The sequence below is a fragment of the Micromonospora globosa genome (genome assembly GCF_000717585.1).
In the GTDB taxonomy this organism is placed as follows: Bacteria; Actinomycetota; Actinomycetes; order Mycobacteriales; family Micromonosporaceae; genus Micromonospora; species Micromonospora aurantiaca.
Genome location: NZ_JNZR01000002.1, coordinates 314,950 through 329,672 on the forward strand (window position 1 = coordinate 314,950; position 14,723 = coordinate 329,672).

Sequence of the window (14,723 nt, forward strand, 5' to 3'; positions counted from 1 at the left end):
GGTAGACCACCATGACGACGCCGAACCTGTCCGACGCCGAACTCGCGGGCCAGCCGGCCGCCTACTGGACGGGCATCGCGGGCGACCTCCCACCGTCGGCTCGTTCGAGCGTACGCCCGGCTCACCCCTGTTCAGCCGCCGGTCATGGTCCTGGGCCGCCGCGATTCGGCAGTACGGGCGCGGCCGGGCGGCCAGGATGAGGTGATGCACGCCAGTCAGAAGATCCGCCACCGGCACGCCGACGTCGACGGTCTGGAGGTGTTCTTCCGCGAGGCCGGCCGCCCCGGCGACCCGGCGGTGCTGCTGCTGCACGGTTTCCCCAGCTCGTCGCACACGTTCCGCGAGGTCATGCCCACACTCGCCGAGGTCGCGTACGTGCTCGCCCCCGACCTGCCCGGCTTCGGCATGTCGTCGTCGCCCACAGTCGCCGAGTACGACTACACGTTCGAGAACCTGTCGTGGACGGTCGAGCGCCTCCTCGGCCGGCTCGACGTGGACCGCTTCTTCGTCTACCTGCACGACTTCGGCGCGCCGGTCGGATACCACCTGGCCACCCGCGCCCCGGGACGGATCCGTGGCCTGATCGTGCAGAGCGGCAACACGCACGCCGACGGGCTCGGCGCGCAGTGGGACACCGCGCGGGCGTACTGGGCCGACCCGGGCGAGGCCACGCGCGCCGCGCTGCCGGACTGGCTGACCTTCGACGGCACCCGGGACCAGTACCTCGCCGGGCTGCCCGAGCACGTACGCCCGTTGCAGGCGCCCGAGGCGTGGCACCTGGACTGGGAACGGATGACCCGGCCCGGCAACGTCGAGGCGCAGTTCGCGCTGTTCACCGACTACGCCGCCCACGTCGCCCGGTTCGGCGAGATCGCCGGGTACCACAGCGCCCACCAGCCACCGGCGCTCGTGCTGTGGGGCCGGCACGACGCGTACTTCGACGTGGACGAGGTGCTCGCGTACCACCGCGCGCTCGACCGGATGGACGCGCACATCTACGACGGCGGCCACCTGCTGCTGGAGACGCACGCGGCCGAGTGCGCCGCGCTCATGCGCGCGTTCGTCCTCGACAACTCGTGAGACGTGGCGGGGGCGCCCGCGACGTCACGGCGTGGTCGAGGGCTTCGCCTTCTGCGGGTGGATCGTCTCGTGGCGGGCCAGCATGGCGACGAACTCGCGGATCTTCCGCTCCCGGGTCTCCGCGCGCTTGACCGCGTTGAGCCGGTGGATGAGCGTGAACCTGTTGGCACTGGTGAGAACGTCGAACATGGCCTGGGCAGCGGGCTCGGCCGCGACGGCGGCGAGCAGGTCGGCGGGCACCTCGGCCTCCGACGGCGGTGCGTAGGCCGCCGCCCACCGGCCGTCCGCCTTCGCGGCCTCCACCGCGGCCCGGCCCGCCGGCGTCATCCGGCCCTCCGACTCCAGCCGGGCCACGTGCGCGACGTTGCGTTGCGACCAGGAGCTGCGCGCCCGGCGCGGGGTGTACCGGATCCAGGAGCTCTCGTGGTCGCGCTTGCGGCCCTGCCCGTCGATCCAGCCGAAGCACAGCGCCTCGTCGACCGCCTGCTGCCAGGTCAGCGTGGTGATCGTGCCGCCCTTACGGCCCAGCGCGAGCCAGACACCGGGCGACGTGTCGTGGTTGGCGGACAGCCACGCGCGCAGCGCGTCCGCGTCGGGCACGATCAGCTCGTCCAGCTCGTCGCTCGCCATGGCCGGAAGGCTATGCCAGGGGTACGACGCTAAGGCCGGGCGCGCGGCTCAGCCGCCCGGCGGCCGCCGTCGGGCGACGGGTCGGCCGCCCGCCGAATCCGCCGTCCGGCCACCAGCATCGCCACGCCTGCGCCGGCGAGCCCCGCGCCGATCAGCCCGCCCACGATCCCCGCCGCCGGATCGCGCTCACGGAACGCGTACGTCACGGCCGAGGTCAGGATCGGCGCACCGAGGGCGATCGCCATCCACCCGCCGAGGATGTCCGCCTTGTCGGCGAAGGCGTTCGTGGTGACGAGGACGAGCAGAACCATCGCAGCGGCGACGCTGACGAGGAGCAGCGCCGCGAGGATCAGCGCCGGGTCGCGCGGGAGCAGCCCGGCGGCCGCGGCGAGCACGTAGACGATCGCCGCCGCGATGAGGTTCGCGAGGACGTTCGTCATCACGTTCGCGGCGAACCTGCGCAGGCCGCCGCGCCCGGTGTCGTGGTCGCTGATGGCGTCCCCCGATCGCCGTCGATGCCTTCGACGACGAGGCTAGGGCGACCGGGCGGCCCGGCACAACGCCCGGCGCCGGCCGGTGCGGTCACGACGTTCGCGACCGGCCTAGCCGCCCGCCGCGTTGTGCCGCGCGACCAGAGCCGGCAGCTCGTCCAGCGAGTCGATGCGGAACAGGCACCGTTCGGCGACGTCCGGCATGTCGAGGATGTGGCCCCACGGTCCGCGCCGGATCAGGCACGCGGTCATGCCGGCGGCCATCGCCGGTGCGGCGTCGTTGTCCGGCCGGTCGCCGACGTACAGGATCGCCGACGCGTCGCCGCCGCCCTCGCGGACGACCCGGTCGAAGAACTCCGGCGCCGGTTTCGCCACGCCCCAGGCCGCCGACGTGCCGATCACGTCCACCGCCAGGTCCAGCGCCCGCAGCGTCGCCTCGGCGTGCTCCGGCTGGTTGCCGGCCAGGCCGACGCGCAATCCCTGCTCCCGCAGGGCGGCCAGGCACGCCCGCGCGTCCGGGTAGAGGTCGTCGGCGCCGAACGACTCCGGGTCGCCGGCCGCGACCCGGCGCGCGAGTTCGGCGGTGAGGTCGAAGTCCGGCCGGAACGCCCGGAACACCTCCTGGTAGTCCAGCCCGCGGGCGATCACCGCGCCGAAGACCGCGGAGAACGTGTGCCGGGGCACGCCGAGCCAGTCCGCCCAGGTCGCGAACTCGCGCGTCTCGTCGAGGATCGTCCCGCCCACGTCGAAGAAGACCGCCCGGATCATTCGCGGATCGTACTGTCGTTGATCAGCCTGTGGGGGGCGCCCGGGTGGCGCAGACTGCCCGCATGAATGCCGCCTTCCTTCCCGAACCGCCGCAGAGCCCGGCGGCGAAAGCCGCCTACGAGGACGACCTCGCCTCCGACGGCTACGTCAACAACCTCACCCGCGTCTGGTGCTGGCGACCCGACGTGCTGATGTCGTTCCAGAACACCCGCACCGAGCTGCTGTCCGAGTCCACGCTGTCCTCGCGTGAGGTGGCGGTGCTGGTCGCCGCCACGGCCGCCGCGCGGGGCGACTCGTACTGCTCGCTGGCCTGGGGCGCGCGGCTGGCCGGGATGAGCGACGAGGAGACAGCCGCCGCGGTGCTGCGCGGCGACGAGGCGGACCTGTCGGAGCGGGAGACGGCGCTCGCGGACTGGTCCCGCCAGGTCGTGACGGACCCGAACGCCACCACCGAGGCCGACACGCGACGCCTGCGCGAGGCCGGCCTGAGCGACCGGGAGATCTTCGAGGCGACCACGCTGATCGCGTTCCGGCTGGCCTTTTCCACAGTGAACGACGCGCTCGGCGCGCGGCCGGACGCGCAACTGGCGGAGAAGGCGCCACGGCTCGTCCGGGAGGCGGTCACCTTCGGCCGCCCGGTCTGAGCGAGCGGCCCTCGGCCCCGGGCCGCGCCTCGACCGGGCGGTCTCGGGGCACCGGCCCGCCCCGGCTCGCCGCCCGCTGCCTCTACCTCGACCGGATCGAGAACACGATCGGGCGGCGTCAGGTCGTCACCCGCATCGAGGCGTTCCGCGACGAGCTGCCCGCCGCCCGGGTGCCCCGGGCGTGTCCGCACCGACGGCCACTGCATGTCGTACCGGTGTGGGAGGGTCCGGGCATGACGACGTTCGTACTCATACACGGCGGCGGGGGCAGCGCGTGGGACTGGCATCTGGTGGTTCCCGAGCTGGCCGCCCGGGGCCACGACGCGGTGGTGCCGGAGCTGCCGATCGGGGACCGGTCGGCGCGGTTCGCCGACTTCCGCCGGACGGTGGTCGACGCCGTCGGCGGCCGCGACGACCTCGTGGTGGTCGGGCACTCGTACGGCGCGTTCACCGCACCGCTTGTCGCCGACCGGTTGCCGGTGCGGCTGCTGGTCCTGCTCACCCCGATGATCCCGCGGCCCGGTGAGAGGCCGGGGGAGTGGTGGGGCAACACCGGCTACCGCGAGCCGGAAGGGCTCAGCGAGGAGCAGCAGTTCTACAACGGCGTGCCGGCCGAGATCGTCGCCCGGGCGCCGGCGCACGGCCGGGAGCAGGTCAGCGCGGAGTGGGACGAGCCGTGGCCGCTGGCCACCTGGCCGGCCGTGCCGACGGCGGTGCTCATCGGCCGCGACGACCAGTTCTTCCCCGCCGACTTTCAACGCCGGGTGGCCGCCGACCGGCTCGGCGTGGTTCCGGACGAGATCGACGGCGGCCATGCGGTGGCGCTCAGTCACCCGGGTCTGCTCGCCGACCGGCTGACCGCCTACCTGGCGTCCTGACCGTCCGGCCGCCGGTCCTACGAGACCGCAACGGCCGGGCGTGCGGGCTCCGGGTCGCGCGTGTGCCGGCGCGTCGGCAGCAGCAGCGGCGTGCCGAGCAGCAGCACCCCGGACACGGTGATCGCGGCGAGCGGGCCGACGACCGTGGCGAGGACGCCCCACACGGTCATCAGCGCGGCCTGGGTGAGCCGGCCGGTGACGCTCCACGCGGTCAGAACCTGCGCGGTGTGCGCCTGCGGGGTCCGGCGCAGGCGCTCGGTCGCGTAGATCGGGTTGAACACGCCCATGCACGTGATGAGCACCCACTCGACGGCGATCACCGTCAGCAGTCCGCTGGTCCCCGGATGGGTGAACGCGAGACCGAGCGGGACGCTCGACCGCAGCCAGCCGGACACCGTCATCACCCGATGCCGTCCGTACCGCCGCACCAGGCGCGGGCTCAGCCGCGCGCCGAGCACGCCGCCGAGCGCGGACACGCCGAAGACCAGCCCGTACTGCCACGCCGCCACCCGGTACCCACCCAGCAGGAGCACGGCGAGCAGCGGCGCGGTCGCCATGATCAGGCCGCCGACCAGCACCGAGTTCAGGAACAACCGCCACAGCACAGGGTCGCGGCGCACGAACCGCCAGCCTGCGCCCAGGTCGGCGACGCGGGAGGCGCCCGCCGGGTCACGGGGCGCCACCGTGTCGCCGCTGCGGATCCGCCGTACCGCCAGCGCCGACAGCAGGTGGCTCACGGCGTCGGCGGTGATGGTGACGACCGGGCCGAGCAGCCCGACGAGCGCGCCCCCGAGCGGCGGCCCGGCCGCCGTCGCGGCCCAGTTCGCCGCCTCGAACCGTCCGTTCGCCGCCAGCAGCCGATCGCCCCGGACCAGGCTCTTCAGGTACGCCCCGGACGCGGCGGTGAACGTGATCGCGGCCGTCCCGCAGACCACCGCGACGACGAGCAACTGGCCGTACGACAGCACCCCGAGCGCGTACGCGGCCGGCACGCTCGCCAGCGCCGCGAACCGGACCAGATCCGTCGCGATCATCACCGGCAGTTTCCGCCGGTAGGCCACCCACGGCCCGAGCGGGACCGCCAGCACCGCCGCCACTGCCAGCCCGGCCGCCTCCAGGAGCGACACCGCGAACGCCGACGAGTCCAGCACCCGCACCGCGATCAGGGGGAACGCGCCGAACGCCAGCCATGTGCCGTACGTGCTCACCGCGTACGCCGACCACAACAAGCCGAAATCCGAACCCAGCTTCCGCACGCCGCCCCCGTCACCGATGCCCCGCGCATCAGACCGGCCGCGCGGACGCCGGAGCAAACAACCGCCGCCCGGCGCGCCACAACCATCGGCTGGACCCGCCTACTGTGGGCCGGTGGACAGCGAGGCGGTGCGGTCGTTCGTGCGGGCGGCCGAACTCGGCCAGTTCCGGCACGCCGCCGACGAGCTGGGCGTCACCCAGCAGGCCGTGTCGAAGCGGATCGCCGCGCTGGAGCGGGAGCTGGGGGTGCGCCTGTTCACCCGTACACCCCGGGGGGTCGAGCTGACACACGACGGCCGGGAGTTCCTCCCGCACGCCCGGGGCGTCGTCGCCGGCGCGGACCGCGCGGTCGCCGCGGTCCGGCCCGGCGCGCGGGCGCCGCGCATCGACGTGCTCGGCCTGCGCAGCGCGCAAGCCGTCCTGCTGCACGACTACTGGCGCGCCCACCCGGGCGTCGACCTCGACGTGGTGACGCTGCGGGTCGACGACCCCCGGCAGGTCGCCGCCGCGGTCCGGGCCGGCGAGATCGACGCCGCGTTCCGCACCGTCACCGACCCGGCCGCGCTGCCGCCCGAGGTACGGATGGTCCGCGCCTTCGACTCGCCGCTGCAACTGCTCGCCGGGCCCCGGCACCCGCTCGCGTCCGCGCCCACGCTCACACCGTCCGAGCTGCGCGGACACCGGCTGCGGGTGCCGGGCATCGTGCCCGGCAGCGAGTGGGGCGAGTTCTACGAGCAGCTCGCCGACGCCTTCGACCTGTGGGTGGACGCGACCGGGCCGAACTTCGGCACCGAGGTGCTCCTCGACGAGCTCGCGGATTCCGCGGACGTGGCGACGCTCGTCGGCGCCCGGGACCGCTACCTCTGGCCCGCCGGCCACGACCTGCGCCGCATCCCGATCACGGGTCCGGTGCTCGCGTACCCGATCAACCTCATGCTCCCCCGGACCGGCCCGCATCCGGGGCTGCGGCCGGTGATCCGTCACTTCGCGGGCCTGCCGCCGCTGCCCGGACCGGTCTGGCGGCCCGCCTGGCCCGGGTGATCAGGGCTGCGACGTCCGCCGCGCCAGGTGGACCGTGACATCCGAGGTGACCTCGACCGTGCCGGGCAGCACGTGCCGGACGCGGCGGAACACCTGATCACGTACCGGCGGCGGCAGTTCGAGATAGGCCGAGACGGTCGACAGGAGACCGACGTAGTCGTCGGCGCTCATCGTGATCCGCCGCGCGATCTCCGACTGGCGCACGTAGGTGAACCACTCGGACGCGCGCAGCTCGGTGCCGGGCCACTGCATGCCGGCCTCCGGTGGCGTCCCGTCCGGCGACGGGATCTCGTCGTCGGCGAGGAACTCGGACCGGGCCGCGGCCACCGCGTCGCGCAGCGCCGGGTCGGCCAGCCGCAACGGGCCGCCGAACGACGCGAACACGCCACCGGACGCGAGCAGCCCGGCGATCCGCTCCCACCGCCGGTCCGGGTCGGTCCAGTGCAGCGCCGCCGCCGCGTACACCAGGTCGTGGCGCTCGCCGGCGCGCAACTGCTCGAACGCGGCCTGCCGGACCCGCACCTCGGCCGGGACGTGTCGCCGCAGTTCGGCGAGCATCGCGGCGTCCGGGTCGGTGGCGGTGACCGCGACGCCGCGCCGGGCGAACAGCCGGGTCGCCTTGCCGGTGCCGGCGCCGATCTCCAGAGCGGTCCGGACGGGCCGGCCCGCGTACGCCAGCACCAGGTCGGCCAGTTCCTCCGGATAGCCGGGCCGGAACCGCTCGTACGCCTGCGCTGCCGCTCCGAAGCTCAACGCACGATCCGGCATACCGGGCATCCTCCCACGATCAGGCCGCCGTCCTACGCGTCCGGATCCCACGCCGCGATCCGGTCGAGCACGCGCCGGTCGCCCTCGACGGCGAGCGCGTCCAGCGGTATCCGGCCGTAGAAGGCCAGGACCAGGTCACCGGCGGTGGAACGGGCGGCGGTGTCGGCCGGCTCCGCCCCGGCTCCGGCGGGCAGACGGGTGACCCGTGCGCCCTCGGGAGAGAGCCGCGTGCGCCACGATCCGCCCTCGGTGACGTGGTAGTCGAGGACGGCTGGCTCGTACGGCCACGGCACAGTGGTCGCGCAGCAGGTGAACAGGAAGTCCTCCACGCCGTCGAGGGCCACCTCGACCGGCAACGGCTGCGGCGCGCCCACCGTGAGCTGGGCGTCGTAGGTGTGCACAGCGATCTCCTGGAGCTGGTGCCGGGCGACGGCGCCGCAGGTCTGCGGCGACTGCGACGTGTCCCACCACGTCCAGCAGCCACGATCGGGTCCGGCGTCGCGCAGCGCGACCAGCAACTGCTCGGTCGACTCAGCCAGCCAGTCCCGCAGCGCCGTACGCTCCCGGGGCGCGCCCGGACCGCCGGGCGCAGCCCGCCCGGACGCCCCGGGACCGGCGGCGACCGTGGCCGCCCACGAGCGGCGTCCCTCGCCGATGTGCCGGGCCAGGTCGAACAGCGTCCACTCGGGACAGGTCGGCACCGGCGCGTCGAGGTCCGGCGCGGCGGCGACCGCATCCCGGAACGCGGCCGACCGGTCGTCGATCAGCCGCAGCCGATCGGTAAACGTCAGGGGCTCGGTCACTCAGGCTGTCTACCAGTGTGCGCGGCGGCCCGACAGCGAGTTTCGGCGAGCACATGCGCGGCGACGGCGTCGGCCACCTGCGCGGGCGGGGCGGAGGCTCGGCCACCTGCGCGGGCGGGGCGGAGGCGTCGATCAGGCGGGCGTCGGTCACCGACGCGAACGTGGCGAGCGCCCGGGCGGCGTGGTCAGCCGGCGAAGTCGACGCCGGCCAGCGGCACATCCCGGTACGCGGCGAGCCGCTCGGCCTCCACGACGACCGCGTCGCGTGCGCTGCCCGGGAGCTTGCGCCACGGCTGAACCGCGACCGTGAAGGAGCGGCCGGACTTTCGCGGGCGCCAGGTGCCGGCCAGGTCGCCGTCGACGAGGACGGCGCCGGGGCGGCCCAGCACCGGCCACAGCTCCTTCGCGCGGGCCGCGTCCGGCACCAGCGTCGCCCGGTCCTTCGCCTGGAGGAACAGGTCGAACGGGCCGAGCAGGCGGGTCGTCGTGGCGTCCGCCGACGCCAGCGCCGCCTCGTCGGCCGCGAGCAGCCAGCGCGTCTCGCCGTCGACGCTCACCTCGACCGCGTCCTGCGGCCAGCGGGCCTTGACCTCCTTGACCGGGGCGTCGAGGTAGTCGGCCACGTGCTTCGGGGTGGCCGGGCCGAGCAGCCGCAGGTAGGCGCGGATGAGCTCGAACCGGTCGCCGGGCGCGTCGGCCGGACGGAACCCGGAGATGCGTTCCAGGATCGGCGGTGACGTGTCGAGCCGCAGCTCCAACCCGGCCCGCACGGCGGCCAGCCGGAACGGCATCTCGTAGAGGTGGGTCGCGTCGCACGGCCGGCAGAACCGCAGGTAGGGCTCGGGCATCACGTCGGCGAGCCGCCCGGAGACCTCGCCCTTGACCGTCGGCTCACGGACGATCCTCCGCATCCGCGCGGCCACCTCGTCGAGCGCGGCGACAATGCCGATGCCCGCGGCCTTCAACGGCTTTGCCGCGTCGTAGATGCGCTTGCCCGCGTCGGCGTCGGAGAACGGCTCGACCGCGGCGGCCACCGCGCCCACGTCGGCACGGCGGTAGAGGTGCGGGGCGCCGCGTACGGTCCAGAGCAGGACCAGGTCGTCGCCGGTCAGCGGGGCCACGTCGACGCCGCGCGTGGCGAGTGCCCACCGGCCGCCGTCGGGACCGGTGTCCTGCACGCCGATGTCGAGCACGGCGGTGTCGGCGAGCGAGCCCTGCACTCGGTCGAGTTGTTGAGCCCGGACGCGGAAGTTCAGCACCTGACGCCTGTCGACCATCGACACAGCGTAGGCGGCGGCACCGACACGGCCGGCGCAGAGCGGCGCGTCAACCGCGGTGAGACCACCCGCCGGTGGAACGCTGTGGGTGTCTGGGGCCGCGTATGACACCCATGGCGTTCCACTCGTCGCCGGCCGGCGAGGGGGCCTGCGGGTCAGCGGCCGGCGAGCAGACGTTCGCGGACCTCGCGGCGCAGGATCTTGCCGATCTGGGAGTACGGCAGCTCGTCGACGATCACGACCCGGCGCGGCACCTTGTACCCGGCCAGGTGGGTGCGGCACGAGGTCCGGATCGCCTCCGGGCTGCCGGCCACCGCCGGGTCGACCACCACCGCGGCGACGACCTCCTCGCCGTCGTCGGTGGGCATTCCCACGGCGGCGGCCTCCCGTACGCCGGGGACGCGGCGCAGCGCCTCCTCCACCTCGGACGGGTAGACGTTGAAGCCGCCCGTGATGATCAGCTCCTTGATCCGGTCCACCACCGTCACGAAGCCGTCGGCGTCCATGGTGACGATGTCGCCGGTCCGCATCCAGCCACCAGGCAGCAGCACCTTGGCGGTCTCCTCGGGCCGGTGCCAGTAGCCGGTGAACACCTGCGGGCCGTGGACCAGCAGCTCGCCGGCCTCGCCCGGCGCGCGGTCGCGGGACGGGTCCTCCGGGTCGACGATGCGCACGTCGGTGGAGGGGAACGGCACGCCCACGGTGCCGGGCCTTCGGGTCGGCGCGACCGGGTTGCCCACTGTGATCGGGGACGTCTCGGTCATCCCGTACCCCTCGACCAGCAGGCCGCCGGTCACCTGCTCCCACAGCTCCACGGTGGCCGGTGGCAGCGACATCGCGCCGGACAGCGCGTACCGGATGGAGGTGAGGTCGACGCCGCGCTCGCGGGCGACGCTGGCCAGTTTCGCGTAGACCGGCGGCACCGCGGGCAGGAACGTCGGCGGGCGGCGGCGGACCGCGTCGAGCACCTGGTCGGCGTCGAAGCGGGGGAACAGCACCAGTGTCGCCCCGATGCTGACGGCGAAGGTGAGGCAGAGCGTCAGCCCGTAGGCGTGGAACAGCGGCAGCACCGCGTACACCGTCTCCGCGCCGTCGCGCAGGCCCGGCACCCAGGCCCGGCCCTGCGCGGCGTTGGCGCGCAGGTTGCGGTGGGTCAGCACCGCGCCCTTGGGCTCGCCGGTGGTGCCGCCGGTGTACTGGAGCAGCGCCACGTCCCCGGCCTCCGGCGCGGGATGCCCGGCGGGAAGCGGCCCGGCGGCGGCGACCAGCTCCGACCAGGGCAGCGCGCCGGGCGCGGGGGCGGTCATCGCGGCCCGCGCGGCGCGGACCTTCGGCAGCGGCACCCGCAGCGCCCACCGCTTGAGCCGCGGCAGCGCCGCGGTCAGGTCGACCGACACCACGGTACGCACGGCGCCGCGTCCCGCCACCAGCGGCGCGACCTTGTCCCACACGATCGCGACGCCTGCGCCGTGGTCGGTGAGCTGCCGGTCCAGCTCGTCGGCGGTGTAGAGCGGGTTGTGCTCGACGACCACCGCGCCGAGGCGCAGCACGGCGTAGAACGCGACCACGTGCTGGGGGCAGTTCGGCAGCACCAGGGCCACCCGGTCGCCCGGGCCGACGCCGAGCCGGCGCAGCGCCTCGGCGGCGCCGGCGACCTGGTCGGCCAGCTCGGTGAACGTGGTGGTGGCGCCGTAGAAGTCGAGCGCGACCCGGGGGCCGAACCGTCCGGCCGCCTCGGTGAGCAGGTCGACGAGCGAGCCGTCCGGCTCGGCGATGTCAGCCGGCACCCCGGGTGCGTAGCTACGGGTCCAGGGTCGCTGGGCGGTCGCGTCCATCGCCGTTACTCCTCGTCGCGCGGATGACGCCCCCAGCCTAACTTAACCGCCCGGTAACCTACGCTTACGTAGGTTGCCGGGTCGGTCACACTCTCCGCAGGTCAGCGTCGGCGGGTCGAATGCTGGTGCACCACCTGCCGGCCCTTCACGATCCCGAAGATGATGACCGCGGCGAGCGCGATCACGCCGATGATGACGAGCCAGCGGACCGCCTCCAGCAGCAGCCCGAGCAGGATGAGCACACCGGCGACCACGCCGACCACCCAGAGCAACGCGCGCATGTCCCAGCCTCCCGTCGTACGGTGGGCCATGCGCTTTCCCGCTGCTCGTGCGGCCATGCGCCGCCGGGTGGATCAGTGCCGGGCCACGTACACGGTGTTCGCCGCCTCCCGGCCCTGCAACGGGTTCGGGAACCGGACGACGTGCGCCACCGAGGTCGGGAACACCTCGGTCAGCGTGCGCTGGAACGCCGGATCCGGCGGGTCGTTCGACCACAGCGCGAAGACGCCCTCCGGATGCAGCAGCGCGGCCAGCCGCCGCAGCCCGTCGACCGTGTAGAACGCGGCGTGGCTGGGGTGCAGCACCTGGCGGGGGGAGTGGTCCACGTCCAGCAGGACCGCGTGGAAGCGGCGCCCGGGCTCGTCGCTGTCGAAACCGTCGCCGGCGACCGCGGCGAAGAAGTCCGCCCGCACGAACCGGGTACGCGGATCGGTGGCCAGCCCGGCGGCGAACGGCAGCAGATCCCGCCGGTGCCAGTCGATCACGTCCTCGATCGCCTCCACCACCAGCAGCGAGCGCACCCGGGGATCCTCCAGCGCGGTACGCGCTGTGTAGCCGAGACCGAGCCCGCCGACCACCACGTCCAGCGCGTCACCGGTCAGCGGAGCCAGCCCGAGCCGGGCCAGTTCGATCTCCGCGACCGGGAAGGCGCTGGACATGAGGTACTCGTCGTCGAGCTTCACCTCGTACACGTCGGAGTCCAGTGCCGGGTCACGGCGCCGCCGCAGGCTGATCTCGCCGATCGGCGTCTCCCGCCAGGCCAGTTCCTCGAAACGCGCGCCCACCCGGTGTCCTTTCCGCCGATCCGTCCCCGGATGCTACCGGCCGGGGCTCGGCCCGGCCCGGCGAAACGGGGGCGGACGGCGGTCAGTCGGCGGGGCGGGTGGCCACCACGACGGTGTCCAGCGCGTCGACTGTGCCGCCGTCGGTGGCCGGGACCGGCCGGCGGGTCGTCTCGGCCCGCTGCACACGCAGCCCGGCCAGCCCGTCGACCACCGACTCCGGCGTGATCAGCACGTCCGGGTCCTGCGGGCCGCCGATGCCGCCGGAGAGGTTGGCCAGGTCGTGGCCCACCACGACGAGCGTGCCGCCGGGGCGCAGCGCGGACTTCGCCGCGGCCAGCACCCCGGCGAACTCCGGCGCGGGCAGGTGCAGGTAGCTGATCAGCACCAGGTCGTAGCTGTTCGGCACCGGCCGGTACGCGGTCACGTCCGCGACCCGCCAGTCGACAGTCACGCCCCGCGCGGCGGCCAGCTCCCGCCCCCGGTCGACGGCCACCGTGGAGAAGTCCACCGCGTTGACCCGCCAGCCCTGACCGGCCAGCCAGACCGCGTTGCGGCCCTCGCCGGCGGCGATGTCCAGCGCTGACCCGGGGGTCAGCCCGGTGACCGACTCGACCACGAAACGGTTGGGCTCAGCGCTCCACACCAGTCCGGGCGTGTCGGCGTACCGGCTGTCCCAGGCGCTGCTGTCCACTGTGTTCCCTCCTCCGGCGGCCCCACACCGCCATGGTGACCGTACCGGCCACGGCAAGCGCTCCCACGGCGAGTCCCCACAGCGGCGGCAACTGCTGCGCGAGCACGAACACGCCCATCACCACGACGAACCAGCCGAACCCCCGGCGCAGCAGGTCGGCCGGGATCCGGCCGGCGAGCCGGCCACCGAGCAGGCTGCCGACGACGGCGGCGGCGGTGACCCCGGCGGCCAGACCCCAGTGGATCTGCACGCTGGACAGGTAGCCGGCCAGGCCGGCGAACGACTTCATCGCGATGACGACCAGCGAGGTGCCGACCGCGATCGGCATCGGCAGCCCGCCCAGCAGGGCCAGGGCCGGCACGACCAGGAAGCCGCCGCCCGCGCCGACCAGGCCGGTGACCAGGCCGACGACCACGCCGTCCCCGACCACCCGCAGCATCGGCAGCTCGTGCGGCACCGGGCGGCCCTCGGCGGACCGGCGGCCGCGCAGCATCGCGACCGCGGTGGCGAGCATCATCAGAGCGAACCCGGTGAGCAGGACGCCGGCCGGGACGAACTCGGCCAGCCGGCCGCCCGCGTACGCGCCGGTCATGCCGGCCACGCCGAAGATGAGCCCGGTGCGCCAGCGGACCCGGTTCGCCCAGGCGTGCGGCAGTACGCCGACGGCGCTGGTCACGCCGACGACCAGCAGCGAGGTGGCGATCGCCTCCTTGGCGGGCAGATCGGCGACGTAGACCAGCAGCGGCACGGCGAGGATCGACCCGCCGCCGCCGAGCAGGCCCAGCGTCACACCGATCAGCACCGCGCCGGCCAGCGTCAGCGCGAGGGTGGTCACTTGCGGCTCCCGTCACGCAACTGCCCCACGATCGTGTCGAGGTCGCAGCTCGCGCCGCGGTTGTACGGCAGCTTGCTCAGCAGCATGCCCATGGCGCAGGTGTTGGTGAGCGCGGCGAACGTGAGGCCCCCGCCGATGAACGCGGCGACCCACTTCAGGCCGGGCACGAACACCGACCCGACGACGGCGGCGAGCACGATCGAGCCGGCGACGAGGCGTACCTGGCGCTCCAGGTCCCAGCGCGGGCGGCCCTGGTTGACCGGCGCGTTGGTGGCCTGCCAGGCCAGCATGCCGCCGTCGAGCACCTTCACGTTGGGCAGGCCGACGGTGCCGAGCGCCTGACCGGCCTGGCCGGCCCGGACGCCGGAGCGGCAGATCAGCACCACGTCCTCGTCCAGGTGGCTGCGCAGCTCCGCGCGGTGCTCCCGGAGCAGGTCCAGCGGCACGTTGTACGCGCCGGGGATGTGCGCCGCCTCGAACTCACCGGGCGTGCGCACGTCGAGCATCCGGGGCGTACGGCCGGCGGCGATCAGCTCGCGCAGGGTCGCCGCGTCGATGGTGGTGGGGGTGGTCGTGGTCATGCTCTGTCTCCTTCACGGGGTGTTCTCGGGCAGGCTCGGGCGCCGGCCGGCGTAGGGACACGCCGGCCGGGCGCTCGGGGAGA

The 14,723-nt window shown here is 74.3% G+C and carries 17 protein-coding genes; 4 read left to right on the plus strand and 13 right to left on the minus strand.

From position 1 onward, the window contains the following. Positions 1–204 precede the first annotated feature (204 nt). Positions 205–1,080, plus strand: a complete 876-nt coding sequence (locus tag IF06_RS0103900; protein WP_030269043.1) for an alpha/beta fold hydrolase — start codon at positions 205–207, stop codon at positions 1,078–1,080. Positions 1,081–1,104: 24 nt separating this feature from the next. Here the strand turns inward: IF06_RS0103900 and IF06_RS0103905 are convergent, their stop codons facing one another. The 3 genes from IF06_RS0103905 to IF06_RS0103915 all read right to left on the minus strand — a co-directional run bounded on the left by IF06_RS0103905 (position 1,105) and on the right by IF06_RS0103915 (position 2,969). Further along, complete coding sequence (locus tag IF06_RS0103905) at positions 1,105–1,710, minus strand: YdeI/OmpD-associated family protein (protein ID WP_013477087.1); 606 nt, start codon at positions 1,708–1,710, stop codon at positions 1,105–1,107. A 29-nt stretch (positions 1,711–1,739) separates the two neighbouring features. Beyond that, positions 1,740–2,150, minus strand: a complete 411-nt coding sequence (locus tag IF06_RS0103910) for a hypothetical protein (RefSeq protein WP_030269045.1) — start codon at positions 2,148–2,150, stop codon at positions 1,740–1,742. 162 nt (positions 2,151–2,312) lie between these two features. Continuing rightward, positions 2,313–2,969: an HAD family hydrolase gene (locus tag IF06_RS0103915; protein WP_030269046.1), complete on the minus strand. Its 657-nt coding sequence runs from the start codon at positions 2,967–2,969 to the stop codon at positions 2,313–2,315. A 62-nt stretch (positions 2,970–3,031) separates the two neighbouring features. Between IF06_RS0103915 and IF06_RS0103920 the strand changes: the two genes are divergently transcribed. Further along, the gene (locus tag IF06_RS0103920) at positions 3,032–3,613 is read left to right on the plus strand and encodes a carboxymuconolactone decarboxylase family protein (RefSeq protein WP_221488087.1); all 582 of its coding nucleotides are present in this window, start codon (positions 3,032–3,034) and stop codon (positions 3,611–3,613) included. Positions 3,614–3,846: 233 nt separating this feature from the next. Next, a complete protein-coding gene (locus IF06_RS0103925) occupies positions 3,847–4,491 on the plus strand; it encodes an alpha/beta fold hydrolase (protein WP_013285915.1) in 645 nt (214 codons plus the stop codon). A gap of 17 nt (positions 4,492–4,508) precedes the next feature. On the opposite strand, the gene IF06_RS0103930 is transcribed toward IF06_RS0103925, so the two are convergent. Further along, positions 4,509–5,747 (minus strand): MFS transporter, encoded by a 1,239-nt coding sequence (locus tag IF06_RS0103930; RefSeq protein ID WP_030269050.1) that lies wholly within the window; start codon positions 5,745–5,747, stop codon positions 4,509–4,511. A gap of 112 nt (positions 5,748–5,859) precedes the next feature. Between IF06_RS0103930 and IF06_RS0103935 the strand changes: the two genes are divergently transcribed. Beyond that, complete coding sequence (locus IF06_RS0103935) at positions 5,860–6,786, plus strand: LysR family transcriptional regulator (protein ID WP_030269052.1); 927 nt, start codon at positions 5,860–5,862, stop codon at positions 6,784–6,786. Here IF06_RS0103935 and IF06_RS0103940 read toward each other — a convergent pair whose 3' ends face one another. From IF06_RS0103940 to IF06_RS0103980, 9 genes are all read right to left on the minus strand, one after another. After that, entirely contained in the window at positions 6,787–7,554 is a 768-nt protein-coding gene (locus tag IF06_RS0103940; protein WP_030269054.1) for a class I SAM-dependent methyltransferase, read from the minus strand. A 32-nt stretch (positions 7,555–7,586) separates the two neighbouring features. Then, entirely contained in the window at positions 7,587–8,357 is a 771-nt protein-coding gene (locus IF06_RS0103945) for a maleylpyruvate isomerase N-terminal domain-containing protein (protein WP_030269056.1), read from the minus strand. A 185-nt stretch (positions 8,358–8,542) separates the two neighbouring features. Continuing rightward, positions 8,543–9,634 (minus strand): winged helix DNA-binding domain-containing protein, encoded by a 1,092-nt coding sequence (locus IF06_RS0103950; RefSeq protein ID WP_030269058.1) that lies wholly within the window; start codon positions 9,632–9,634, stop codon positions 8,543–8,545. Between the two features lie 155 nt (positions 9,635–9,789). Continuing rightward, complete coding sequence (locus IF06_RS0103955; RefSeq protein WP_030269063.1) at positions 9,790–11,469, minus strand: long-chain-fatty-acid--CoA ligase; 1,680 nt, start codon at positions 11,467–11,469, stop codon at positions 9,790–9,792. Positions 11,470–11,570: 101 nt separating this feature from the next. After that, on the minus strand, positions 11,571–11,750 hold the full coding sequence (locus IF06_RS0103960) for a hypothetical protein (RefSeq protein ID WP_013285924.1): 180 nt from the start codon (positions 11,748–11,750) through the stop codon (positions 11,571–11,573). 72 nt (positions 11,751–11,822) lie between these two features. Beyond that, positions 11,823–12,533: a hypothetical protein gene (locus tag IF06_RS0103965; protein WP_013285925.1), complete on the minus strand. Its 711-nt coding sequence runs from the start codon at positions 12,531–12,533 to the stop codon at positions 11,823–11,825. A gap of 82 nt (positions 12,534–12,615) precedes the next feature. Beyond that, positions 12,616–13,224 (minus strand): class I SAM-dependent methyltransferase, encoded by a 609-nt coding sequence (locus IF06_RS0103970; RefSeq protein WP_013477081.1) that lies wholly within the window; start codon positions 13,222–13,224, stop codon positions 12,616–12,618. Beyond that, positions 13,163–14,059, minus strand: coding sequence for a sulfite exporter TauE/SafE family protein (locus IF06_RS0103975; protein ID WP_013477080.1), 897 nt, complete (start codon positions 14,057–14,059; stop codon positions 13,163–13,165). Before IF06_RS0103975 ends, IF06_RS0103970 begins: the two co-directional genes overlap by 62 nt. After that, positions 14,056–14,640, minus strand: a complete 585-nt coding sequence (locus tag IF06_RS0103980) for a rhodanese-like domain-containing protein (protein WP_013477079.1) — start codon at positions 14,638–14,640, stop codon at positions 14,056–14,058. Before IF06_RS0103980 ends, IF06_RS0103975 begins: the two co-directional genes overlap by 4 nt. Positions 14,641–14,723 lie beyond the last annotated feature (83 nt).